The following is a 21,182-nucleotide window of genomic DNA, read 5'->3' as shown; positions in this document are numbered from 1 at the left end:
CAAAGGAAACACACCATGTTCAACAAAGGACAACTCGCCGGTCTCATGAAGCAAGCCCAGGCGATGCAGGACAACCTCAAGAAGGCGCAGGACGAGCTGGCCTTCATCGAGGTGGAAGGTGAATCGGGTGCCGGCCTGGTGAAGGTGCTGATGACCTGCAAGCACGACGTCAAGCGCATCACCATCGACTCGAGCCTGCTGGCCGAAGACAAGGACATGCTCGAAGACCTGGTGGCTGCGGCGTTCAATGCGGCGGTGCGCAAGGCGGAGGAGACTTCGGCGGAGAAGATGGGCAAGCTGACGCAAGGCATGCCAGGCCTCCCCGGCGGCATGAAATTCCCCTTCTGAGGCTGGCTGCCGAGCGGGCGATCTGCGTCGTTGGGCGGTGCTCGCAAGCCTCACGTACAGGAAGTACGCTGCGGTTCCTGCGCTCCGGCCGCCTGGCAGCTGATCCCGCTCGCTACGCCCTTGAGGGCGGAGTTTTTGAAAACCAATACCTGCATGTCTGCTTCCGATTCCCTTGATGTCTTGATCCAGGCGCTGCGCCGGTTGCCGGGGGTGGGGGTGAAGTCTGCGCAGCGCATGGCGTTCCATCTGCTGCAGCATGACCGGGAGGGGGCGCTGGCGCTGGCGCGGGCGCTGGGCGAGGCGGTGGGCACCGTGCACCATTGCGCGCGCTGCCATACGTTCACCGAGGCCGAGGTGTGCGGCACCTGCCTGGACCCTGCGCGCGACGCCACGCGGCTGTGCGTGGTGGAGACGCCGGCCGACCAGGCGGCGCTGGAGCGCACGGGGGCATTCAAGGGGCTGTACTTCGTGCTCATGGGGCGCCTGAGCCCGCTCGACGGCATCGGCCCCAAGGAGATCGGCCTGCAGAAACTCATGGGCCGCGCCACCGATGGCACGGTGCAGGAGGTCATCCTGGCGACCAATTTCAATGCCGAAGGCGAGGCCACGGCCCATGTGATCAGCGAGGCGCTCAAGAGCCGGGGGCTGCACGTGACGCGGCTGGCGCGCGGCGTGCCCGTGGGCAGCGAACTGGAATATGTGGACCTGGGCACGATTGCGCATGCGCTGGTGGACCGCCGCTAGGCCCTGCGTGGAAAAAGGGCGCCACGGCGGCTAGAATACTCACAATTTAATAGCTGCCAGCGCTTATCTATAAAGCGCTGGGGCCCGAAAAGGCTTGAAAATGAATACCACCATGCATGTCGCACGGTTCACAGTGGCCTACTGGTGCGTGCTGATCGCGGCACTGCTTCCCATCGCCTGTGCCTGGCTGGCCAAGAGCGGCAGCTTCGGCAAGCCGCGCAAGAACGGGGGCTTCGACAACCGGGACCCCCGCGCCTGGATGGCCCGTCAGACCGACTGGCGGGCCCGCGCCAATGCGGCGCAGGCCAACAGCTTCGAGGCACTGCCGTTCTTCATCGGCGCCGTGATCATTGCGCACCTGCTGGGGGCGGGGCAGACATTGCTGGACATCCTGGCATTTTTGTATGTCATGTTGCGCATCTTCTACATCATGATGTACGTTTCCGACATGCCCACCGTGCGCAGCGCGATCTGGGCCGGGGCGTTTCTGGTCAACATCGCCATCCTGTTCGTCGGCTACCGCTGACCCGCGCCGCGCCTGGCTTGCAAAGGGCCAGGACGGCCGGTTCGCCCAGGGCCGTAGCCCCTGTTTTTCGACCCTGGTACGTAGAAACCCGCTGGGAATCCCCCTGATGCGGGCTGGCCCGCTCTGCGGCACGATTGTTGCAATGCAGCATCGATATTTTTCCGGATTGCCATGACCCGCCCCTTGCTCACCCGCCGCGCCTTTGGTGCCGTGTCCGCCCTGTCGGCGGCCGCGGTGTTCGCGCCGGCCGCCGTGCGGGCACAGGCTGAAGGCGCGGCACTGGGCAATGTCACGATCGCCGTGGGCGGGCAGGGTGTGCTCTACCACCTGCCGCTGGCGCTCGCTGTCCAACTGGGCTATTTCCGCGCCGAGGGGCTGGACGTGACGGTGCGCGATTTCTCGGCCGGCGCGCTGGCGCTGCAGGCGGTGCAGGAGGGCGCGGCCGATGTCTGTGCCGGCGCCTTCGAGCACACCATCCGCCAGCAGGTGCGGGGCCAGGCGTTCCGGTCGCTGGTGGTGCAGGGGCGCGCGCCCCAGCTGGCACTGGGGGTCTCGCTGCGGTCGCTGCCGGCCTACAAGGATCTCGGCGACCTGCAGGGGCGGCGCATCGGGGTGTCGTCCGCGGGGTCGTCCACGCACCTGGCGGCCAGCCTGGTGCTGGCGCGCGCGGGCCTGGGCCCGCGCGATGTGGCCTTTGTCGGCGTGGGCTCCGGCACGGCCGCGATGAATGCGCTGCGCTCCGGCCAGGTGCATGCGCTGTGCCATGCCGACCCGATCATGACGCTGCTGGAGCAGAAGGCGGACACCCGCATCACGGCCGACATGCGCTCGCTCAAGGCCGCGCAGGAGATGTTCGGCGGCGCGATGCCCGCCAGCTGCCTCTACGCGCCGCAGGCCTTCCTGCAAAAGAACGCCGCCCAGGCCCAGGCGCTGGCCAACGGCATCGTGCACGCCCTCAAGTGGCTGCAGACCGCGGCCCCTGCCGACCTTGTCAAGGCCGTGCCCGCGGGCTACCTGATGGGCGACCGGGGGCTGTACCTGGCCGCCTTCAGCCGCGTGCGGGAAACCTACTCGCCCAACGGGGTGATGCCCGACGACGGCGCGGCCACGGCGCTGCGCGTGCTGGCGCGCGTGCACCCCGAGCTGGGGGATTTCAAGGTGGAGCTGGCGCGCACCTACACCAACGACTTCGTGCGCAAGGCGCGCCAGAAATTCAGCGTCTGAACGTGCGGCGGCGCCTCTCGGAGGCGCTTTGCGGCGGCCGTTGCCGTGGGGCGGGGGCCGGGCGCTGGAGACATGAAGTGAGGCCGCCCATTCCGTGTGGCGCCTGCGGCATCCGGGTCGGGAAGATGGCTTACATTCGTCGGCGTTCGGTTGGCCGTAGCCTCGGCATACCACTCACCCCTCCACCAAGGATCGCTCCATGACGTTCACCCTCAGCATCGGCCCGCTTGTCTCCCTGATCGCGGGCATCCTCATCCTGGTCATGCCCCGCCTGCTCAGCACCATCGTGGCGCTGTACCTCATCATCATGGGCATCCTGGGGCTGCTGGGCATGCACACGCTGAAGTTCTGAGGCGGGCGGGCGCCTCTGTCCGCGCTGCCCTTTCAGGGGCTTTTCAGCGGCGCTTGACCTTGGAGGGCGTGCCGCCCCGGCGCGACGGCGCGGCCGCCGGCCGCTTGGCGGCGGTGCCCGCCCGCGCCACCGTGCCCCGTGCCTGGCTGGCCTGCCGCACCGGCAGATACACCACGACCTGCTGGCCTGCCTTGAAGGCGGCCGTCGCGCGCACATCGTTCCAGTCCGCGACACTGGCCGCCGCGAGCTTGTAGCGGCGGGCGATGCTCGCCACGGTTTCGCCCTTGCCCGCCCGCACGGTGGTGCGGCGGGTGACGATCTCCGGCGAGAAAGCGACCTGCCCGTTGTCCGCCAGGTGGGACGACACGTCCTGGCGGATGGCCGAGGAGCGCGGAACCATGAGGGCCGAGCCCGCCTTGATCAGCATGCGGGGCGGTATGTTGTTGACGCTGCGCAGGTCGTTCTCGCTCATGCCCGCGCGCTGCGCCGCTTCGGCCACCGTCATGGTGGAGGGCACGGACCACACGGTCCAGCTGGCGTACTGCCCTTCGCGGCGGGCTTCGAGGTTGCGCTGGAACACCTTGGCGTTGTCCCAGGGCAGCAGGATCTGCGGCGTGCCGGCCGCCAGGATCACCGGCTTGTTGAAGGAGGGGTTCAGCGCCCGGAAGTCCTCCTCGCGCACGCCCGCCAGCGTGGCCACCAGGGCCACGTCGATGTCGTGGGTGATGTCCACCGTCTGGAAGTAGGGGTGGTTCTCGATGAGCGGCAACTCGGTGCGGAAGGCCTCGGGGTGGGCAACGATGTTCTTGACGGCCTGCAGCTTGGGCACGTACATGCGGGTTTCGGCCGGCATGTTGAGGTCGGTGTACGTGGTGCCCAGCCCCTGCTTCTGGTTGCGGGCGATGGCCCGGCCCACGCTGCCCTCGCCCCAGTTGTAGGCGGCCAGGGCCAGGTGCCAGTCGCCGAACATGCCATGGAGCTTTTGCAGGTAGTCGAGCGCGGCGCGCGTGGAGGCGAGCACGTCGCGGCGGTCGTCGCGGAATGCGTTCTGCTTGAGGTCGAAATAGTTGCCCGTGGCGGGCATGAACTGCCACATGCCGGCCGCCTTGGCGCTGGAGACGGCCTGGGGGTTGAACGCGCTCTCGATGTAGGGCAGCAGGGCCAGTTCGGTGGGCATGCCGCGCCGCTCCAGCTCCTCGACGATGTGGAACAGGTACTTGCTCGAACGCTCGGTCATGCGCTGCATGTAGTCGGGCCGCGTGGCGTACCACTGCTCGCGGTCCTGCACCAGTTCGTGCTGCAGGTCGGGCATCGCGAAGCCCCGGCGGATGCGGTCCCATAGGTCGGCGGGGGTGGAGAGCGATGCGACCTCGCCGCTGGCCGCCTGCGCCGCCGTGATGGGGCGCAGCGGTCCGTTGGGAATGACGGGGGTGTGGGAGGCGGTGCGGGGCGCAGCGCCGGTGGAGGATGAAGGGGCGGTGCCGGCTGCGCTGTCCTGCGATGGCGCGGTGGTGGCGCAGCCCGTGAGCCAGAGCGCGCAGGCCAGGCAGGCGATGTGCAAAATTTTCATCGAAACTCGTTTTTCCATTGGCGCAGCGCGGCCAGTACCGCCACTGCATCGTCTTGATTCACCTGCGCGTCGTAGCCTCGGGCGGCCTGGGCCACCGCGGGCTGGCGCACACGCAGGAAGGGGTTGATGTCTCGCTCCAGGGCCATGCGCGAAGGCAGCGTGGGCTGGTGGCGTGCCCGCAGCGCCTCGCACTGGCTGCTGTAGTGGAGCAGCGCATCGTTGCCGGGTTCCACGGCCCGTGCGAATTTCAGGTTGGACAGGGTGTACTCGTGCGTGCAGCACACGCGGGTGTTGCCGGGCAAGGCCGCCAGCTGGTCCAGGGAGCCCAGCATCTGGGCCGGCGTGCCCTCGAACAGCCGGCCGCAGCCGCCGGAAAAAAGCGTGTCGCCGCAGAACAGCAGGGGCTCACCGTCGATGTCGGGGCAGTAGTAGGCGATGTGGCCGGCGGTGTGGCCCGGAACGTCGATGACCTCGAAGCGCAGCCCCAGCGCGTCCACCGTATCGCCCTGCGCGAGGCGGTGCAGGGGCCCGGGGATCTGCTCCCGCGCGGGGCCATACACCGTGGCGCCGGTGGCGTCGCGCACGGCATCGACGCCACCGACATGATCGGCGTGGTGGTGCGTGACTAGAATGGCCTGCAACTGCAGGTCCAGTTGCTGCAGTGCCTGCAGCACGGGCGCGGAATCCCCCGGGTCGACGACGAGCGCCTGGCGGCCGTTGTGCAGCATCCAGATGTAGTTGTCGGTAAAGGCGGGCAGCGGCAGCAAGTTCATGAGCGATCAAATTATAGGTTTGCACCACTGGTTCGATTCCCCGCCGGGCCGGTACCTGCTGGCGTGGGAGCAGGCGCGCTTCGACGAGGCGGTGGCGGATATTTTTGGATACCACAGCCTGCAGCTTGGCATGCCCCTGCTTGACGGCCTGCGCGCCAACCGCATGCCGCACCAGTGGCTGGCCCTGGGCCAGGAGGGCGTCCAGGGCTCCCTGGGCTTTCTGGAGGCGGGCAGTGGCGTGGACGCACCCCTGCAGTGCCGCATGGTCAACCTGCTCGCCGAACCCGTGGCCCTGCCGTTCGCGCAGGCCAGCCTGGACCTGCTGGTCCTGCCCCATACGCTGGAGCTGAGCGTCGACCCCCACGCCGCCCTGCGCGAGGTGGAGCGGGTGCTGGTGCCCGAGGGCCGCGTGGTCATCAGCGGGCTGAACCCCACGAGCCTGTGGGGGCTGCGCCAGTGGCGCGCACGCATGTACCAGCGCATGGGTAATGGCACGCTGTACCTGCCCGACGTGGGCGAGTTCATTGGCTACCGGCGGTTGCGCGACTGGCTCAGGCTTTTGAGTTTCGAGGTCGAATCCGCCCGTTTTGGCTGTTATCGTCCAGCGGTGCGCACCACCCGGTGGCTAGAGCGCTTTGGCTTCATGGATGGGCTGGGTGAGAAATGGTGGCCCATTTTTGGCGCCGCCTATTTCATCGTGGCGGTCAAGCGGGTGCATGGCATGCGCTTGCTGGAGCCCGCCTGGCGCACCAGCCGCCAGCGGTCCGCCGCCACGGTGCCCATCGCCAACCGCGCACACGCGGCGGGTACGCCCGCGCGCACCTCCCGGGCCATCACGGCCGCCGAAAGAGACAGGAACACAGTTTGAACCAGGTAGAGATATACACAGATGGCGCCTGCAAGGGCAACCCGGGTCCGGGGGGATGGGGCGCCGTGCTCCGTTCCGGCCCGACGGAGAAGGAGATTTTTGGCGGCGAACTGGGCACCACCAACAACCGCATGGAGCTGTTGGCCGTGATCGAGGCGCTCTCCGCCTTGAAGCGGCCCTGCGCCGTGACGCTGTACCTGGACAGCGAATATGTGCGCAAGGGCATCACCGAATGGATTCATGGCTGGAAGGCCCGGGGCTGGCGCACCGCCTCCAAGCAGCCCGTCAAGAACGTCGAGCTGTGGCAGCGCCTGGATGCGCTGGTGAGCACTGGCGGGCATCGCATCGAGTGGCGATGGGTGAAGGGGCATTCTGGCGATCCGGGCAACGAGCGCGCGGACGCGCTGGCCAACCGCGGCGTGGACAAGGCCCTGGGCCGCGCGTGACGGCGCTCTTCGCCAGCCAAGGCTCCTTCGGGAGCCTTTTTTGTGCGCGCCTTGTGTAAAGCCTGCGTAAAACTGCCGCAATTGACCTTGGGGTCAAGCCGCGAGTTGCTGCAGGTCAAGACACGCACTGATACATTCTTTGGTTGCGCTTTTCCACTTCACCCGGTTTCATTGATCCATGGCGTCCAAGCACAGATACATCGTTTTCGCCGTCATCGGCATCGCTGCAGCCTCCGGTGCCGCATGGTGGCTGCAGAAGAAATCCGTGCAGGCCCCGCGCACCGAGGCGGCCCTGGCCGGCGGTGGCAATGGCGCATCCGCCCGGGGCGGCGCCCCGGGTGGGGCCGGCCGGCCGGTGGCGGTCGAGGCGGTGGCCGTCCGGCAGATGGCCATGCGCGATGACGCCGAGGCCGTGGGCAGCCTGCGTTCGCGCCAGAGCGTGGTGCTGCGCCCCGAGGTGAGCGGGCGCATCACCCAGCTCAATTTCCGGGACGGCGAGCGCGTGCGCCGCGGGCAGGTGCTGGTGCAGTTCGACGACCAGTTGCCGCGTGCCCAGGTCCAGCAGGGCCAGGCCGAACTGTCGATTGCCCGGGCCAACCACAAGCGCAACCAGGAGCTCGTGGCCCAGGGCTTCATCAGCCAGCGGTCCGTGGACGAAAGCGCCGCGAACCTGGAGGTGGCCCAGGCCAAGCTCTCCCTGGCGCAGGCCACGGCCTCGCGCCTGAAGATCGTGGCGCCGTTCGACGGCATTGCGGGCATCCGGGGCGTGAACGTAGGCGACTACCTCAAGGATGGCGCCGACATCGTCAACGTGGAAGACCTGGATGCCGTGTACGTGGACTTCCGCCTGCCCGAGCGCCTGCAAGGCAAGATCCGCACGGGCCAGACCGCCCAGGTGGCGTTCGACGCGCTGCCGGGCGTGCGCTATGCCGCCGTGGTGCAGGCCATCAACCCCCAGATCGATGCCGACGGCCGGGCCGTGGCGGTGCGCGGATGCATCGACAACCGCCGCCTGCAGCTGCGCCCTGGCATGTTTGCCCGGGTGACGGCGGTGTTTTCGGAGCGCGCCGACGCCCGGGTCATCCCGGAAGAGGCTGTCGTGCCGGACGGCACCAGCCCCTACGTGCTCAGGATCGTCGAGGGCAAGGAGCCCGGCAGCCGGGTCACGCGGCGCACGCCGGTCAAGCTGGGCGTGCGCACGCCGGGGTTTGTGGAAGTGGTGGACGGCCTTGCCACGGGTGACCTGGTGGTGACCGCAGGGCAGCAGCGCATCCAGAAGGACGGCACCGTGGTGCGCGTGGTGGAACTGGGCAAGCCGGCCACCGGCGCGGCGCAGCCCGCTTCGGCGGCGCCCGCGGCGCTGGCCGATGCCCCGGCACCGGGCGCGGCCGGCTCCGCGGCGGGCGTGCCCGCCGCGCCGCAGCCGCCGGCCGCCGTTCCCGCCCCCGTGCCTGTGGCCGCGGCGCCTTCGCCGGCCCTGGTGGCCCCACTGCCCGGGGCCAGCCCCTGCCAGCTTGCGGGCGCATCCGGCAAGGCGGTGCCATCCGGCCCGCGCCCCGCGCGCGATCGATGAAGCACCAGGACTGCCATGCAACTCGCTGAAATATCGATACGCCGGCCGGTCTTTGCGACCGTGCTGTCCCTGCTGGTGCTGCTGATCGGCGCCGTGAGCTTCACGCGCCTGTCGGTGCGCGAGTACCCCAAGATCGACGAGCCCGTGGTGACGGTGAGCGTGCGCTATGCGGGCGCCTCGGCGGAGGTGATCGAGTCGCAGGTCACCAAGCCGCTGGAGGATTCCATCGCCGGCATCGACGCGGTGGATGTGATCACCTCCATCAGCCGCCCCGAGCAGAGCCAGATCAGCGTGCGCTTCCGCCTGGAGAAGGACGCGGACAACGCGGCCGCCGAAGTGCGCGACCGCACGGCCCGCGTGCGCAACCGCCTGCCCGACGCGGTGGACGAGCCCGTGATCGCCAAGGTGGAGGCCGACGCCTCGCCCGTGATGTGGCTGGCCTTCAGCAGCGACACCCGCACGCCGCTGGAGATCAACGACCTCGTCAACCGCATCGTCAAGCCGCGCCTGCAGACGGTGACCGGCGTGGCCGACGTGCCCATCTATGGCGAGCGCAAGTACGCCATGCGCGTGTGGCTCGACCCCGAACGCATGGCCGGCTACCGCCTGACCACGCAGGACGTGGAAGACGCCATCCGGCGCAACAACCTGGAGCTGCCCGCGGGGCGCATCGAGTCGCAGCAGCGCGAGTTCAGCGTGACATCGCAGACCGACCTGGCCACGCCCGGGCAGTTCGCCGAGGTGGTGATCCGCACCGTCAACGGCTTTCCGGTGCGCATCCGCGACGTGGCGCGCGTGGAGGAGGGCGCGGCCAGCGACCGCAGCCGCGTGCGCCTGAACGGGCGCGAGGCCATCTCGGTCGGCGTGATCCGGCAGGCCACGGCCAACCCGCTGGAGCTGTCGCAGGGCGTGCGCGCGATGATGCCCGTGCTCAAGGACGACCTGCCCTCGGACATCGTGATCGACGTGGCCAACGACAACTCGCTGTTCATCGACCGGTCCATCAAGAGCGTGTACTCCACCATCGCCGAAGCCGTGGTGCTTGTGGCGCTGGTGATCTTCGTGTTCCTGCGCACGCTGCGCGCGTCCATCATCCCCATCATCACCATCCCGGTGAGCCTGGTGGGCAGCTTCGCGCTCATGTCGCTGGCGGGCTTTTCCATCAACACGCTCACGCTGCTGGCGCTGGTGCTGGCCATCGGCCTGGTGGTGGACGACGCCATCGTGATGCTGGAGAACATCTACCGGCACATCGAGGAAGGCCTGGACCCGTTCTCCGCCGCCATCAAGGGCGCGCGCGAGATCGGCTTTGCCATCGTGGCCATGACGCTCACGCTGGTGGCCGTGTATGCGCCGCTGGCCTTCACGCCCGGCCGCACCGGGCGCCTGTTCGTGGAGTTTGCGCTGGCGCTGGCCGGCGCGGTGGTGGTGTCGGGCTTCGTGGCGCTCACGCTGTCGCCCATGATGTGTTCGCTCCTGCTCAAGCACAACCCCAAGCCCAACTGGTTCGACCGCTCCATGGAGCGCTGGCTCACGGCACTGTCGGACGCCTACGGCCGCCTGCTGCGCTGGATCGTGACGGCGCGCTGGGGCGGTCAGGGCGCGGGGCGCGGCGGCATTCGTGGCGCGGTCTTCCAGGCGCGCTGGATCGTGATCGCGGTCATGGCGGTCAGCGGCGCCGCGCTGGTGGTGGTGTACCCGAGCATGCGGCAGGAGCTCTCGCCGCTGGAAGACCGGGGCACGGTGCTCGTCAACGTCACAGCCCCCGACGGCGCCACGCTGGACTACACCAACCGCTACGCGCTGGAGCTGGAGAAGGTCGGCCGCGAGTACCCCGAGTTCGACCGCATCTTCGCCAACATCGGCAACCCCACCGTGGCGCAGGGCAGCGTGATCTACCGCACGGTGGACTGGGAAAACCGCAAGCGCACCACGCTGGAGCTTGCGCGCGAGCTCCAGCCCAAGGTGGGCAACCTGCCGGGCGTCAGCTCGTTCCTCATCACCCCGCCGTCGCTGGGCCAGGGGTTCCGGGCGCGCCCGCTCACCTATGTGATCCAGACCTCGGACAGCTACGAGAACCTCAACCAGGTGACCACCGCGTTCATGGCCGAGATCGCCCGGAACCCCGGCATCATCGGGCCCGACATCGACCTGCGCCTGAACAAGCCCGAGCTGCGCATCGAGGTGAACCGCGAGCGCGCGGCCGACCTGGGCGTGAGCGTGGACGTGGTGGCCAAGGCCATCGAGACCATGCTGGGCGGGCGCACGGTGACGCGCTACAAGCGCGATGCCGAGCAGTACGACGTGATCGTGCAGACGGCGGCCCGGGGCCGCACCACGCCCGAGAACATCGACACCATCTACGTGCGGGGACGCAACGATTCGATGATCCCGCTGTCCAGCCTGGTCAAGGTGCGCGAGAGCGTGAGCCCGCGCGAGCTCAACCACTTCGGGCAGCGCCGCTCGGCCACCATCACGGCCAACCTGTCGCCCGACTACTCGCTGGGCGAGGCGCTCAAGTTCATGGATGACACCGCCGCCAAGGTCATCCGGCCGGGCTACACCACGGATCTGAACGGCACGTCGCGCGAGTTCAAGAGCTCACAGGGCGCTTTGGGCATCGTGTTCGTGCTGGCGCTGGTGTTCATCTTCCTGGTGCTGGCGGCGCAGTTCGAGAGCTTCATCGACCCGCTGGTGATCATGGTCTCGGTGCCGCTGTCGATGATCGGGGCACTGCTGGCCCTCAAGTGGAGCGGGGGGTCGCTCAACGTGTATTCGCAGATCGGGCTGATCACGCTCGTGGGGCTGATCACCAAGCACGGGATCCTGATCGTCGAGTTCACCAACCAGCTGCGCGAGCAGGGCATGGAGATGGTGGACGCGCTGGTCAAGGCCTCGGCGCAGCGCCTGCGCCCCATCCTGATGACCACGGGCGCGATGGTGCTCGGCGCCATCCCGCTGGCGCTGGCCTCGGGCGCGGGGGCCGAGACGCGCACGCAGATCGGCTGGGTGATCGTGGGCGGCATGTCGCTGGGCACATTGCTCACCATCTTCGTGGTGCCCACCATGTACACGCTGTTCGCGCGCCGGGCCGTGCCGGGCGCGAACACGGCGGTGGCGGCCGAGGAGCCCGCGCATCCGCTGCACCCGCATGACTACGTGGCCAAGTAGCGCCCCTCCCAGTCCGGGGCGCCGGGCGCGTGCATGAGGAACGGATGAAAGGAAAGCCCCCTCGGGGCTTCTTTTCGTTCAGGGCGCCGGGGCGTGGTCAGGCCGGCGCCGCGTTCGCCTGCAACGCATCCAGCACCTCCTGCAGGGCCTGTGGCCGCACGAGGCGCGCCACTTCCTGCCCGTTCTTCAGGAACACCAGCGTCGGCCACAGCTTGACCCCAAAAGTGCGGCCCAGGCGCTGGCCGGGGCCGTCTTCCACCTTGATGTGCGCCACGTCCGCGCGGCCCTTCAGCGCCTGCTCGATGAGGGGCTGGGCCCGCTGGCAGTGGCCGCACCAGGGCGTGCCGAACTCGACGACGGCCGCGCCCGGCAGGCGGTCCACGTCGTCGCGGGAGGGGGGCGTGGCAAGGTGCTGGGCGGCGTAGGTCATGGGCAGAGTCCACGGAGGGAAATAAAAATAAATGGAAGGCAGTGGGTTCCAGATTAGCGGGACAGGGGTGGACGGGTACCGGCCCGGTACCCGTGGCCGTGTCAGATCACGCCGTCAAAGAGCATCACATCCACCGTGTCGCCCACCGCCACATTGCCCTGGCCGTGGTGCAGCACGATGAGCCCGTTGGCCTGCACCATGGAGCTGAGCACGCCCGAGCCCTGGTTGCCCGTGGTGCGCACCTGCAGCGTGCCGTCGGCGGCGGTGGTGACGGTGCCGCGCTGGTACTCGGTGCGGCCGGGTTTCTTGCGCAGGGCTTCGGTGCTGGTGGCGCGCACCAGGGGCGGGGCGGTGTGTGTGCTGCCCATCATGCGCAGCAGGGCGGGGCGCACGAAGGCCAGAAACGTCACCATCACGGCCACCGGGTTGCCGGGCAAGCCGAACAGCACCGCGCCGTTGTGGGATTGTTTGCTATTATTTTGGTAGCTATTGGCGCTTGCTGGATCAGCGCCAGAGGCTGTTTTTTCCTCAAATTCCGTGGCGGCGATGCTCCCTGCGGCCATGGGGCGGCCGGGCCGCATGGCGATGCGCCAGAAGGCCACGTCGCCCAGCTTTTTCATCATGGTGCGCGTGTGGTCGGCCTCGCCCACGCTCACGCCGCCGCTGGTGATGATGGCGTCGGCGCGCTGTGCCGCGTTGCGAAAGGCCGCCTCCAGCAGCGCGGGCTCGTCGCGCACCACGCCCAGGTCGATCACCTCCACGCCCAGGCGGGTGAGCAGGCCGAAGACGGTGTAGCGGTTGCTGTCGTACACCGCGCCTTCGCGTGGGGCTTCGCCCAGGCTCAGGATCTCGTCGCCGGTCGAGAAATACGCCACGCGCAGGCGGCGGAACACCGTCACCGTGGGCAGGCCCAGGCTGGCCACCAGGCCCAGCGCGGCGGGTGCCAGCAGCGTGCCCTGGGCCAGCGCAACGCCGCCTTCCAGGAGGTCTTCGCCCTTGAAGCGGCGGTTGTCGCCGGTCTTGAGCACGTCGGCCGCGATGGTGATGTGGCCATCATCGGCTGCGGCCGTGGTGAACTCCTGCGGCACCACGGTGTCCAGGCCCGGGGGCATGATGGCGCCGGTCATGATCTTCACGCAATCGCCCGCCGCCACGGTGCCCACCCAGGCCTTGCCCGCCAGCGCCGTGCCCACCACCCGCAGCGTGAGGGGCTGCCCTGGGGTGAGTTGTGCGCCGGCGAACGCATAACCGTCCATCGCCGAGTTGTCGTGCGGGGGCACGCTGAGGGGCGAGACGACGTCCCGCGCCAGCACGCGGCCCAGGGCGTCGAAGAGGGGGAGCTCTTCGGTGGCGGTCACGGGCTCGACCAGCCGCTGCAGAAACGCGTTCACATCGGCGGCGCTCAGGGCCTGCGGGTCGTAGCCTTGCAGTTCGGCGGCAATCTGGGCAATGGTTTTCATGGGTCTCAATAGCTTTCAATCAGTCGTGCAGCACGCGCACCATGTGCAGCTTGTCGAAGCCCACGCCGTCCACCACGATGGCGTGGGGCAGCAGGCCCCAGGCGCGGAACCCGGCCTGCTCGTACAGGCGCACGACGTGGGTGTTGGAGGCGGTGACGGTCAGCACCAGCTGGGTCAGCCCGGGCACGCGGCTGGCGGCCTCCACACAGGCGGCCACCAGCTGCTGGCCGATGCCCTGGCGCTGCGCACGGGGTGCCACCATCATGCCCACCACCACGGCGCAGTGGCGCTGCTTGGCGCGCTGCTCGCGTTCACAGCCCAGGCAGCCGAGCAGCTGGCCCGTGGCATCGAAGGCCCCCAGGAAGAACTGGCCGGATTCCAGGGGGCCAAAGCGCGCCACGTACTCGCTGGCATCGCGGCCCACCGAGGATTCGTAGTCGGAGGTGAACGCATCCGGCGCCGTGCGCAGCGCCTCGTCGCGCAGGGCCTTGTAGGCCACGGCATCCGCGGCGGCCAAGGGGCGGATCTGTACGGAGCTGGTGGCCGGAAACGGGCGCGTGTTCATGGCGGTTGGGGGGCGCGTCAAGCCTGTGAGGCCTGTGGGGCCTGCGGTGTGCTGGTGCTCTCCAGCGCGTGCAGCTCGGCCAGCGTATTGGCGTTGAAGAAGGCCTTGGGGTCATCGCCCGGCTGGTCGAAGGGCACGATGGCGCAGTGGTGCTGGCCCGTCCAGGCGTCGATCTTGCGGCCGCCGGCCTGGGTGAAGGCGACCAGGCTTTCGAGCAGGTCCACGCGCAGCAGGCAGAACACCGGCTGGGTGCGCACGCTGGTGCGGCCCGTGCCATCGTCCTCGGGCGCCGCGGCCATGGCGATGTCGGCACCCTGGGCGTCCGCCGCGGCCGCCAGGCGCTGGGCCAGGTCCAGCGGGAACAGCGGGGTGTCGCAGGGCACCGTCAGCAGCCAGGGTGTTTCGCAACGCTCCAGCCCCGTCAGAAAGCCCGCCAGCGGGCCGGCATAGTCGGCCAGCACATCGGGCCACACGGGGGCGCCAAACGCCTCGTAGGCCGCGAGGTTGCGGTTGGCATTGACCATGGTGGCGCCGGTCTGCATCTGCAGCCGCATCAGCGTGTGCAGCGCCAGCGGCAGGCCGCGAAAACTCTGCAGGCCTTTGTCGACGCCGCCCATGCGGCTGCCGCGTCCGCCTGCAAGCACGAGGCCGGTGATGTCTTGGGTTTCGATCATGGGGGTGGGCGATGGGGTGAAAAGCAGGGTGCTACAGCGGCTGCCGGGCACGCAGCGCGGTCAGTTGCAGGCACGAGAGGACGGCCGTGCAGGCCAGCAGGCCCAGGGACACGGGTTGCGCGAACGCCTCGTGCCCCAGGGCAAAAAACAGGCCGTGGATCGCCACGGTCAAGGCCCCCAGGCAGGGCATGAGCTTGTAGAACGCCAGGGCCGCCGGGCCTTCGCCGCGGGCGACCTGTGCCTGGGCATACAGCACCAGCGCAATGATGGGCAGGTTGAGCAGCAGATTGACCTGGTTGCCGCCGGGAATGTGGAACAGCTCCCACTCATGCCAGTACGCGGCGTCGATCTGGTGCGTGACCAGGACGGTGGCATTGGCCAGGAACAGTGCGCGGTGTTTAGATTGAAGGGGCATGGGGTGGGTGTGGGCAAGAGGTGAAGGCCGCGGCCACCCATGGTGCCTGAAAACCGTCGGCGCCCGGACCATGGCGCGGGGCGGGGGCTCCGCAGGGCCGAGATGCACGGGGCCGGCCCCACCGCTAGCCGCCGATATAGCTCATCTCCACCCGCCGCGCGCCACCCTGTGTGGTGTCCGCCGGCAGGCTGCTGCGCAGCTCCGAATAGCGGTCGCCGCGCTGTTGCCAGATGGGGGCGATGGCCGAGGCGATCGCTTCGTCGCTGGCGCCGCCGCGCAGCAGGGTGCGCAGGTCGTAACCCTCCGAGGCAAACAGGCACAGGTAGAGCTTGCCTTCGGTGGACAGGCGCGCGCGGTTGCAGTCGTGGCAGAAGGCCTGGGTCACGCTGCTGATCACGCCCACCTCGCCCAGGGCGGGGTCGTACTGGCCTTGTGCGTTGGTGTAGCCCCAGCGCTCGGCGGTCTCGCCGGGGCTGCTGGGGTCGAGCTGCACCAGCGGCAGCTCGGCGCGCAGGCGTTCGATCAGCTCGGCCGAGGGCAGCACCTCGTCCATGCGCCAGCCGTTGGTGGCGCCCACGTCCATGTACTCGATGAAACGCAGCGTGGTGCCCGTGCCGCGAAAGTGGCGCGCCATGGGCAAGATTTCATGGTCGTTGGTGCCGCGCTTGACCACCATGTTGACCTTGATGTGAGACAGGCCCGCCGCGTGCGCGGCTTCGATGCCCGCCAGCACGTCGGCCACCGGAAAGTCCACATCGTTCATGCGGCGAAAGATCGTGTCGTCCAGTCCGTCCAGACTCACGGTCACGCGGTTCAGGCCCGCATCCTTCAAGGCCTGGGCCTTGCGCGCCAGCAGCGACCCGTTGGTGGTGAGGGTGAGGTCGGGCGCCAGGCCGTCCACCGTGCGCAGCTGGGCCAGCTGGGCCACCAGCGCTTCCAGGTTCTTGCGCAGCAGGGGCTCGCCGCCGGTCAGGCGGATCTTGCGCACGCCGTGCGCCAGGAACAGCCGCGCCAGCCGGGTGATCTCCTCGAAGCTCAGCAAGGCACCGTGCGGCAGGTAGGGGTAGTCCTTGTCGAACACTTCCTTGGGCATGCAGTAGTTGCAGCGGAAGTTGCAGCGGTCCGTCACGCTGATGCGCAGGTCGCGCAGCGGGCGGCCCCGGGTGTCGGTGAGTTGGCCCGTGGGGGCCACCGGGTGCGTGGGCACCCGCGCCGCCAGTGCGGCGATGCGTTGGTCCACCAGGGGAATCACACGTTCGGCCATGGGGTGATTTTGCCGCAAGGGGCCCCGCAGAGGGGCAAGCCCCTGCGCGCGGAGTTGATCGCGGTCAAGTTCTGCCCCGGCGGCGGCGTGGCCCGCCTTTGACATGGCGCAGGGCGCTCTGGATGTTGCATTGCAACAATACGGCATCCGATTTCAGGGGATTCCCATGCCAGTTCGTGAGTTCTTCGCCGACGCCCTGCCATGTCAGCGCCGCGTGGCGGTTCAATGGGTGGCGGCGGGCATCCTGCTGCCCACCTGGGGCCACAGTGCCCAGGCGCAGATAGGGCTGTCGGGGGCCATCAACTATGCGGGCTGGTTCCGCGCCCTGTCGCAGCGGATGGCCAAGGCCTATTGCCAGCAGTACCTGCAGGTGCTGCCGGGGGCGGCGGTGGATGTGATGGGGCTGGCGCGCAAGATGGTGCAGTCGGGCAGCAGCGAACTGGCGCGGGGCCTGCAGTCGGGGCGCTGGCCGGCCGACGTGGGGCGCCAGCTGGAAGAAGTGCAAAAGCAGTTTGCCCTGCTCAACCAGTTGACCGCCGTGCCAGCCACCCAGACGGCGCTGGTGGTGGCGGCGTCCGACCAGGCCGACCGCACGCTGCTGGTTTCCCAGGCCGTGACCGAGTCGATCGAGAGGCTGGCGCAGGCCCCCAGCGCGCGGCTGGTGAACCTGGCGGGCCGCCAGCGCATGCTGTCGCAGCGCCTGGCCAAGAACTACTTTCTGCACGCGGCCAAGGTGGAGTCCAAGGTGGTGCAGGCGCAACTGGCCTCCGACGCCGCCGACTTCCGCCAGGCACTGCAGACGTTGAAGGCGGCGCCGGTGTCCACCCCCGCCATCCGCAACGAGCTGGAGCTGGCCGACTCGCAGTGGCTGTTCTTTGAATCGGCCCTGCGCCGCCCGGCAGATGACGTGGGGCTCAACGCCGTGGCCACCACCAGCGAGCGCCTGCTGGGCGTGATGGACAAGCTCACCAACCTGTACGAGGCAGCCCTGCGCGAGGTGCTGGGCTGAGCGTCCGGGGGCATCCGGCCCCCCGTCAGCCCCTGCAGGCCGCGTGCTGCGTGAAGTCCGCCAGGCGGCAATCGCGCCCCACCAGCACCAGCCGGGTGTCCAGCGCGTCGAAGAATCCCGGGGGTGGTGGCAGGGGCAGGCGCTGCACGCGTTTGTGCGCGTCGATGCGCACCGCCGCCAGCTCATAGTCGCGCGCCAGGGCCATCCACAGGCCGTGGGCCCCGGCGGACTGGCGTGCCCCGGTCATGAGGCTGCGGCCCGAGTCCAGCCACCAGCGGTAGATGGCGGAGGCAATGCCCATGCGGCGGTAGCCGTCCACCACCTTGGTGTGGGGCGCGCGCAGGTGGCGGTCGGTGCGGCGGTCCACCTCGACCAGACGGTTGAACACGGTGTAGGCCACGATGCGGTTGCGCTGCGGGTCGATGGCGTAGACAAAATACTCGCCGTCGGCCTCGCGCAGGCGCAACTCCAGCCCGTGCAGGCGCAGGGGCAGCGCGCGCATCGCGTCGCGGGTGCGGTGGTTGGTGCGGATGCGTTCGTGCAGTGCGTCGAACTCGCGCTGGATGTCGCGGCCCGACAGGTCCACGTCGATGCGAAGTTCGGTCAGCAGGTGGCCCAGCGCACCCAGCCAGCCCCGGCTGGCCGGGGCACCGGGGGCGATGCGGGGCGCGAGGTGCAAGGCGCAGGCTCCGGGCATCATGGCGTGTGCCCCGGGCCATCGGTCCAGCAGCCGCTCAGCAGGCGCGCGGGCTGCTCACGGGCGCACACCCGGGCGCTGTGGGGCCAGTCGGGCAGCGGCACCACCAGGCCGGCGTACACGCCATAGGCTTCACCCGCCGCGATGGTTTCCCCCGCCGACAGGCTTTCGCCCGCGCGGATGGCCCCTCCTGCGTGGATGCGCCCGCCCGCGCGCACGCCCGAGCCCACCTGCAGGTGGCCGCGGCAGTCCACGTCGCCCGCCACCTGCAGGCCGTGCGTGGCCTGCACGGCCGCGTCGCCGTGCAGGTGGCCGCCCACCTTGATGCCTCCGCCGCCGTCCAGGGCGCCTGCCACGCGCAGGTCCTGGCCCACGGTGCAGTGGCCGCCGATGTGGGCCGAGGCGCCAGCGTCCAGCTCGCCGCCCACGCGCAGGCCGCCCGTGCACTGCAGCCGCTGCGCCACCACCAGGGAGCCGCCCACGCGCGCGTCGCCGTGCAGCCGCACGCTGCCCTCACAGCGCAGCGCGCCCGCGACGCGCAGGTCTTCTCCCACCCGCAGCGCACCGCCCACCCGCAGGCCACCCAGCACGCTGAGGCTGCGGCCGGTGCGCAGCACACCGTCCACGTCGGCGCTGCCCTGGCACCGCACGCTGCCGGCGAACACCAGCGCGTCGGCCTCCAGATGGTCCACCTCCAGCACGTCGTTGGTGGGGCCGAACTGGTCGAGCATCCAGCAGGCGTCCTCCACCCGGCCTTCGCGCACCAGGTCGTCCAGCAGGGCCTGGTAGTTGCTGGCGCCCTCCTGGCGGCGCAGGTACCAGCGGTAGCCGTCGGCGCAGGGCCGTTTGGCGCGGATGAAGTGGCGGGTGATGTCGGTGGCGGCCGTCAGGCCGGCAGCGGCTCCGTCGGCGGGGTCGTGGCGCGCGGGGGGGCACGGGGCGAGCGATATCTCGCCGGAAGGGAACGGGGGCATCAACACTCCTCAAGGCTGCCCCGGGCCGTGGCCTGGGCGCAAGCAAGCGCCTGGGGGATGGGCCCGGCGACAGGAGGTGCGCGAAAGAACGTGGGGGAGAGGGTGTCGCCGGGCTCAGGAGTCTGCAGCAAGCGTGCAGACCCGGCGGTCGCCGGCCTGGAGGGTGGCTTGCGAGCGCGCGGCACGGCGCAGCGGCGCGGTGCCGCTGGGGGTCGTGACGGGAGAGGCGCTTGCAAACATGGATGGGCGGCACTATAGGCAGCTGCCCTGCAACCGTCAATCAATCCGCACCTCCCTGGTGCGGCTTGTGCCTGCGCGGGGCGGCCTCCGGCGGCCTTGCAGGTGGCGGGCGCCCGGGCGCGATCCCTTGCGAGACCGCCAGCAGGTGCCTACACGCAGCGCCCGCCGTCCACCTCGATGCACACGCCGCTGACGAAGGACGCCTCGTCGCTCGCCAGGTACAGCGCGGCGTTGGCCACGTCCAGCGCGGTGGAGAAGCGGCCCAGCGGAATGGTGGCCAGGAACTTGGCGCGGCGCGCCTCGTCCACCGGGCCGCCCGCGAACTCGGCGGCCAGGCCGGTGTCGGGGTTGAACACGGGGTTGATGCAGTTCACGCGGATGTTGTCGGGGCCCAGCTCGGCGGCCATGGACTTGCTGGTGATGATGACGGCGCCCTTGGAGCCGTTGTACCAGGTCAGGCCCGGGCGGGGGCGCAGGCCGGCGGTGGAGGCGATGTTGATGATGCTGCCGCCACCGGCCTTGCGCAATGCGGGCACGGCGTGGATGGCCGACAGGTAGATGCTCTTCATGTTGATGGCATAGACCTTGTCGAACTCGTCCTCGCTCACTTCGAGCATGGGGCGGTTGCGGTGCGTCCAGCCCGCGTTGTTCACCACCACGTCCAGGCGGCCGTACAGGCGCACGGCCTCGTCCACCATGGCCTTCACTTCGGCGGACTTCGTCACGTCGGCCTTGAAGAAAGCGGCCGTGCCGCCTGCCGCCGTGATCTCGGCCACCACGCGCTGGCCTCCTGCCTCGTTGATGTCATTGACGATGACCTTGCCGCCCTCCGCGGCCAGGCGCTTGGCGATGCCTTCGCCAATGCCGTTGCCGGCGCCGGTGACGATGATGGATTTGTTCTGCACACGCATGGGTGTCTCCGATGGGTTGTGGTGAGATATATCAAAATTGATAGCTGCCAGCGCTTATTCAACCAGCGCTAGAGCCCGATGGGGCTGAAACTTCAGTGGCAGGGGCCGTCGGGGCGGCCGGGGCGGGTGCCTTGGATTCCCGGCCATGGAACTGGGGGAAAAATTCCTTCACGCCGCTGCCGTTGAAGTCCCACCCCGTGCACTGGCCCAGGTGGCGCGGCGGCTCGTCGGGGTGGCTGGCGGCAAACACCGCAGGCACCGACTGGAAGGCCGCCGTGGCCAGGTTGAACAGCAGTTCGCGCAGGTGTGTGCAGCTTTCCACGCCGCCCAGGTGCTTCTGAATGGCCTGGCGCCAGCCGCGCGCCATGCTGCAGCCCACCATGCGCTGCAGCGCCGCCTGGGCCTCGGTGCAGCCTTTGAGCGGGTGCGAGTCCATGGACACGTCCACCGCCTGCACCACCAGCTGGCGGTTCACGGTCACGCGCAGCCACATGTGGTGGATGGCCTCACCCGCCAGGCGCGTGCGCGTCGGGTCGCGGTGCGAGGGGGCGTCGTAGGCCTTGCTGTCGTGCAGCTCGCCCTCGATGTCCCACAGGCCATCGTCGCGTTCAAAGCCCTGGTAGTTCACCCGGCGGACATGCTTCAGGGTGCGGGGGGCGGGGGGACTCAGGGGCATGGAGGAAGAAAAATCGTCGTACAGAAGCAGCCGAGGTTAGCGGGGCCTGCCCGTGCCGTCGTGCGCGGGCGGGACACTGAGAACGTGTTCACGATCTCGCAGGGGATCGCGTTGGAGCGCAATCGGGATGAGTGGATGCTTCGGATGCGCCGCATGGGCTCATGCCCATGCAAGCAGCCGAGGCGCCCAATCGCCCGATTTCGCTCCAACCCTTCGGGCAGTGGTCTTTGCGGGCGGTCTGCGGCGTTGCGGCGCTTGCCAATAGCCGAGCT

General features: G+C 69.2%; 22 protein-coding genes. 10 read left to right on the top strand and 12 right to left on the bottom strand.

All coding sequences use genetic code 11. From position 1 onward, the window contains the following. The first annotated feature begins 15 nt into the window (after positions 1-15). The 5 genes from AC3RCE_RS16285 to AC3RCE_RS16265 all read left to right on the top strand — a co-directional run bounded on the left by AC3RCE_RS16285 (position 16) and on the right by AC3RCE_RS16265 (position 3,194). Positions 16-348: a YbaB/EbfC family nucleoid-associated protein gene (locus AC3RCE_RS16285; protein WP_492245453.1), complete on the top strand. Its 333-nt coding sequence runs from the start codon at positions 16-18 to the stop codon at positions 346-348. 153 nt (positions 349-501) lie between these two features. After that, the gene (gene recR / locus AC3RCE_RS16280; RefSeq protein WP_218297650.1) at positions 502-1,092 is read left to right on the top strand and encodes a recombination mediator RecR; all 591 of its coding nucleotides are present in this window, start codon (positions 502-504) and stop codon (positions 1,090-1,092) included. Positions 1,093-1,192: 100 nt separating this feature from the next. Beyond that, positions 1,193-1,618 carry an MAPEG family protein gene (locus AC3RCE_RS16275; RefSeq protein ID WP_218341609.1) on the top strand — a complete coding sequence of 142 codons (426 nt, stop codon included), beginning with the start codon at positions 1,193-1,195 and terminating at the stop codon, positions 1,616-1,618. 171 nt (positions 1,619-1,789) lie between these two features. Next, positions 1,790-2,842 (top strand): ABC transporter substrate-binding protein, encoded by a 1,053-nt coding sequence (locus AC3RCE_RS16270; protein WP_218297648.1) that lies wholly within the window; start codon positions 1,790-1,792, stop codon positions 2,840-2,842. Positions 2,843-3,041: 199 nt separating this feature from the next. Continuing rightward, a complete protein-coding gene (locus AC3RCE_RS16265) occupies positions 3,042-3,194 on the top strand; it encodes a DUF3096 domain-containing protein (protein WP_218297647.1) in 153 nt (50 codons plus the stop codon). 43 nt (positions 3,195-3,237) lie between these two features. Here AC3RCE_RS16265 and AC3RCE_RS16260 read toward each other — a convergent pair whose 3' ends face one another. Together AC3RCE_RS16260 and gloB are read right to left on the bottom strand one after the other, a co-directional pair. Continuing rightward, on the bottom strand, positions 3,238-4,764 hold the full coding sequence (locus AC3RCE_RS16260) for a transglycosylase SLT domain-containing protein (RefSeq protein ID WP_218297646.1): 1,527 nt from the start codon (positions 4,762-4,764) through the stop codon (positions 3,238-3,240). After that, positions 4,761-5,537: a hydroxyacylglutathione hydrolase gene (gloB, locus tag AC3RCE_RS16255; RefSeq protein WP_492253484.1), complete on the bottom strand. Its 777-nt coding sequence runs from the start codon at positions 5,535-5,537 to the stop codon at positions 4,761-4,763. The genes AC3RCE_RS16260 and gloB overlap by 4 nt, the downstream gene beginning before the upstream one ends. On the opposite strand from gloB, the gene AC3RCE_RS16250 reads away from it, so the two are divergent. The 4 genes from AC3RCE_RS16250 (at position 5,536) to AC3RCE_RS16235 (ending at position 11,595) form a co-directional block, all read left to right on the top strand. Beyond that, positions 5,536-6,405: a class I SAM-dependent methyltransferase gene (locus AC3RCE_RS16250; protein WP_218297644.1), complete on the top strand. Its 870-nt coding sequence runs from the start codon at positions 5,536-5,538 to the stop codon at positions 6,403-6,405. The two genes, gloB and AC3RCE_RS16250, sit on opposite strands and share 2 nt — an antisense overlap. Beyond that, on the top strand, positions 6,402-6,851 hold the full coding sequence (gene rnhA / locus AC3RCE_RS16245; RefSeq protein WP_218297643.1) for a ribonuclease HI: 450 nt from the start codon (positions 6,402-6,404) through the stop codon (positions 6,849-6,851). The genes AC3RCE_RS16250 and rnhA overlap by 4 nt, the downstream gene beginning before the upstream one ends. 178 nt (positions 6,852-7,029) lie before the next feature. Next, a complete protein-coding gene (locus tag AC3RCE_RS16240; RefSeq protein WP_492253483.1) occupies positions 7,030-8,424 on the top strand; it encodes an efflux RND transporter periplasmic adaptor subunit in 1,395 nt (464 codons plus the stop codon). A gap of 15 nt (positions 8,425-8,439) precedes the next feature. Then, a complete protein-coding gene (locus AC3RCE_RS16235) occupies positions 8,440-11,595 on the top strand; it encodes an efflux RND transporter permease subunit (protein ID WP_218297641.1) in 3,156 nt (1,051 codons plus the stop codon). Between the two features lie 97 nt (positions 11,596-11,692). Here the strand turns inward: AC3RCE_RS16235 and AC3RCE_RS16230 are convergent, their stop codons facing one another. From AC3RCE_RS16230 to moaA, 6 genes are all read right to left on the bottom strand, one after another. Continuing rightward, positions 11,693-12,025: a thioredoxin family protein gene (locus AC3RCE_RS16230; protein ID WP_218297640.1), complete on the bottom strand. Its 333-nt coding sequence runs from the start codon at positions 12,023-12,025 to the stop codon at positions 11,693-11,695. A 101-nt stretch (positions 12,026-12,126) separates the two neighbouring features. Beyond that, a complete protein-coding gene (moeA, locus tag AC3RCE_RS16225; RefSeq protein WP_218297639.1) occupies positions 12,127-13,485 on the bottom strand; it encodes a molybdopterin molybdotransferase MoeA in 1,359 nt (452 codons plus the stop codon). A gap of 19 nt (positions 13,486-13,504) precedes the next feature. Beyond that, complete coding sequence (locus tag AC3RCE_RS16220; RefSeq protein WP_218297638.1) at positions 13,505-14,050, bottom strand: GNAT family N-acetyltransferase; 546 nt, start codon at positions 14,048-14,050, stop codon at positions 13,505-13,507. Positions 14,051-14,067: 17 nt separating this feature from the next. Then, positions 14,068-14,724 carry a molybdenum cofactor guanylyltransferase MobA gene (gene mobA / locus AC3RCE_RS16215; RefSeq protein WP_492253482.1) on the bottom strand — a complete coding sequence of 219 codons (657 nt, stop codon included), beginning with the start codon at positions 14,722-14,724 and terminating at the stop codon, positions 14,068-14,070. Positions 14,725-14,755: 31 nt separating this feature from the next. After that, complete coding sequence (locus tag AC3RCE_RS16210) at positions 14,756-15,139, bottom strand: DUF6713 family protein (protein WP_492253481.1); 384 nt, start codon at positions 15,137-15,139, stop codon at positions 14,756-14,758. 124 nt (positions 15,140-15,263) lie between these two features. Continuing rightward, on the bottom strand, positions 15,264-16,403 hold the full coding sequence (moaA, locus tag AC3RCE_RS16205) for a GTP 3',8-cyclase MoaA (RefSeq protein ID WP_218297635.1): 1,140 nt from the start codon (positions 16,401-16,403) through the stop codon (positions 15,264-15,266). Positions 16,404-16,569: 166 nt separating this feature from the next. Here moaA and AC3RCE_RS16200 point away from each other — a divergent pair, with 166 nt between their 5' ends. Continuing rightward, on the top strand, positions 16,570-17,412 hold the full coding sequence (locus AC3RCE_RS16200; RefSeq protein ID WP_218341618.1) for a type IV pili methyl-accepting chemotaxis transducer N-terminal domain-containing protein: 843 nt from the start codon (positions 16,570-16,572) through the stop codon (positions 17,410-17,412). A 25-nt stretch (positions 17,413-17,437) separates the two neighbouring features. On the opposite strand, the gene AC3RCE_RS16195 is transcribed toward AC3RCE_RS16200, so the two are convergent. The 4 genes from AC3RCE_RS16195 to AC3RCE_RS16180 all read right to left on the bottom strand — a co-directional run bounded on the left by AC3RCE_RS16195 (position 17,438) and on the right by AC3RCE_RS16180 (position 20,910). Beyond that, complete coding sequence (locus AC3RCE_RS16195; protein WP_492253480.1) at positions 17,438-18,091, bottom strand: hypothetical protein; 654 nt, start codon at positions 18,089-18,091, stop codon at positions 17,438-17,440. A gap of 17 nt (positions 18,092-18,108) precedes the next feature. Beyond that, entirely contained in the window at positions 18,109-19,083 is a 975-nt protein-coding gene (locus AC3RCE_RS16190) for a bactofilin family protein (RefSeq protein ID WP_369642771.1), read from the bottom strand. Between the two features lie 389 nt (positions 19,084-19,472). Then, entirely contained in the window at positions 19,473-20,234 is a 762-nt protein-coding gene (locus AC3RCE_RS16185) for an SDR family oxidoreductase (RefSeq protein ID WP_369642770.1), read from the bottom strand. A 58-nt stretch (positions 20,235-20,292) separates the two neighbouring features. Then, complete coding sequence (locus AC3RCE_RS16180) at positions 20,293-20,910, bottom strand: DUF2889 domain-containing protein (protein WP_218341621.1); 618 nt, start codon at positions 20,908-20,910, stop codon at positions 20,293-20,295. Between the last annotated feature and the right edge of the window lie 272 nt (positions 20,911-21,182).

The sequence above is a fragment of the Acidovorax sp. GW823-FHT05D11 genome (genome assembly GCF_058795695.1).
This window is presented reverse-complemented; position numbering and strand designations above follow the sequence as displayed.

Bases quoted from the DNA above. Each gene is read 5' to 3' on its own strand.
- AC3RCE_RS16285 (WP_492245453.1), top strand. From the start codon at position 16: ATGTTCAACAAAGGACAACTCGCCGGTCTCATGAAGCAAGCCCAGGCG.
- recR (WP_218297650.1), top strand. From the start codon at position 502: ATGTCTGCTTCCGATTCCCTTGATGTCTTGATCCAGGCGCTGCGCCGG.
- AC3RCE_RS16275 (WP_218341609.1), top strand. From the start codon at position 1,193: ATGAATACCACCATGCATGTCGCACGGTTCACAGTGGCCTACTGGTGC.
- AC3RCE_RS16270 (WP_218297648.1), top strand. From the start codon at position 1,790: ATGACCCGCCCCTTGCTCACCCGCCGCGCCTTTGGTGCCGTGTCCGCC.
- AC3RCE_RS16265 (WP_218297647.1), top strand. From the start codon at position 3,042: ATGACGTTCACCCTCAGCATCGGCCCGCTTGTCTCCCTGATCGCGGGC.
- AC3RCE_RS16260 (WP_218297646.1), bottom strand. From the start codon at position 4,764: ATGAAAATTTTGCACATCGCCTGCCTGGCCTGCGCGCTCTGGCTCACG.
- AC3RCE_RS16250 (WP_218297644.1), top strand. From the start codon at position 5,536: ATGAGCGATCAAATTATAGGTTTGCACCACTGGTTCGATTCCCCGCCG.
- gloB (WP_492253484.1), bottom strand. From the start codon at position 5,537: ATGAACTTGCTGCCGCTGCCCGCCTTTACCGACAACTACATCTGGATG.
- AC3RCE_RS16240 (WP_492253483.1), top strand. From the start codon at position 7,030: ATGGCGTCCAAGCACAGATACATCGTTTTCGCCGTCATCGGCATCGCT.
- AC3RCE_RS16235 (WP_218297641.1), top strand. From the start codon at position 8,440: ATGCAACTCGCTGAAATATCGATACGCCGGCCGGTCTTTGCGACCGTG.
- AC3RCE_RS16230 (WP_218297640.1), bottom strand. From the start codon at position 12,025: ATGACCTACGCCGCCCAGCACCTTGCCACGCCCCCCTCCCGCGACGAC.
- moeA (WP_218297639.1), bottom strand. From the start codon at position 13,485: ATGAAAACCATTGCCCAGATTGCCGCCGAACTGCAAGGCTACGACCCG.
- AC3RCE_RS16220 (WP_218297638.1), bottom strand. From the start codon at position 14,050: ATGAACACGCGCCCGTTTCCGGCCACCAGCTCCGTACAGATCCGCCCC.
- mobA (WP_492253482.1), bottom strand. From the start codon at position 14,724: ATGATCGAAACCCAAGACATCACCGGCCTCGTGCTTGCAGGCGGACGC.
- AC3RCE_RS16210 (WP_492253481.1), bottom strand. From the start codon at position 15,139: ATGCCCCTTCAATCTAAACACCGCGCACTGTTCCTGGCCAATGCCACC.
- moaA (WP_218297635.1), bottom strand. From the start codon at position 16,403: ATGGCCGAACGTGTGATTCCCCTGGTGGACCAACGCATCGCCGCACTG.
- AC3RCE_RS16200 (WP_218341618.1), top strand. From the start codon at position 16,570: ATGCCAGTTCGTGAGTTCTTCGCCGACGCCCTGCCATGTCAGCGCCGC.
- AC3RCE_RS16190 (WP_369642771.1), bottom strand. From the start codon at position 19,083: ATGCCCCCGTTCCCTTCCGGCGAGATATCGCTCGCCCCGTGCCCCCCC.
- AC3RCE_RS16185 (WP_369642770.1), bottom strand. From the start codon at position 20,234: ATGCGTGTGCAGAACAAATCCATCATCGTCACCGGCGCCGGCAACGGC.
- AC3RCE_RS16180 (WP_218341621.1), bottom strand. From the start codon at position 20,910: ATGCCCCTGAGTCCCCCCGCCCCCCGCACCCTGAAGCATGTCCGCCGG.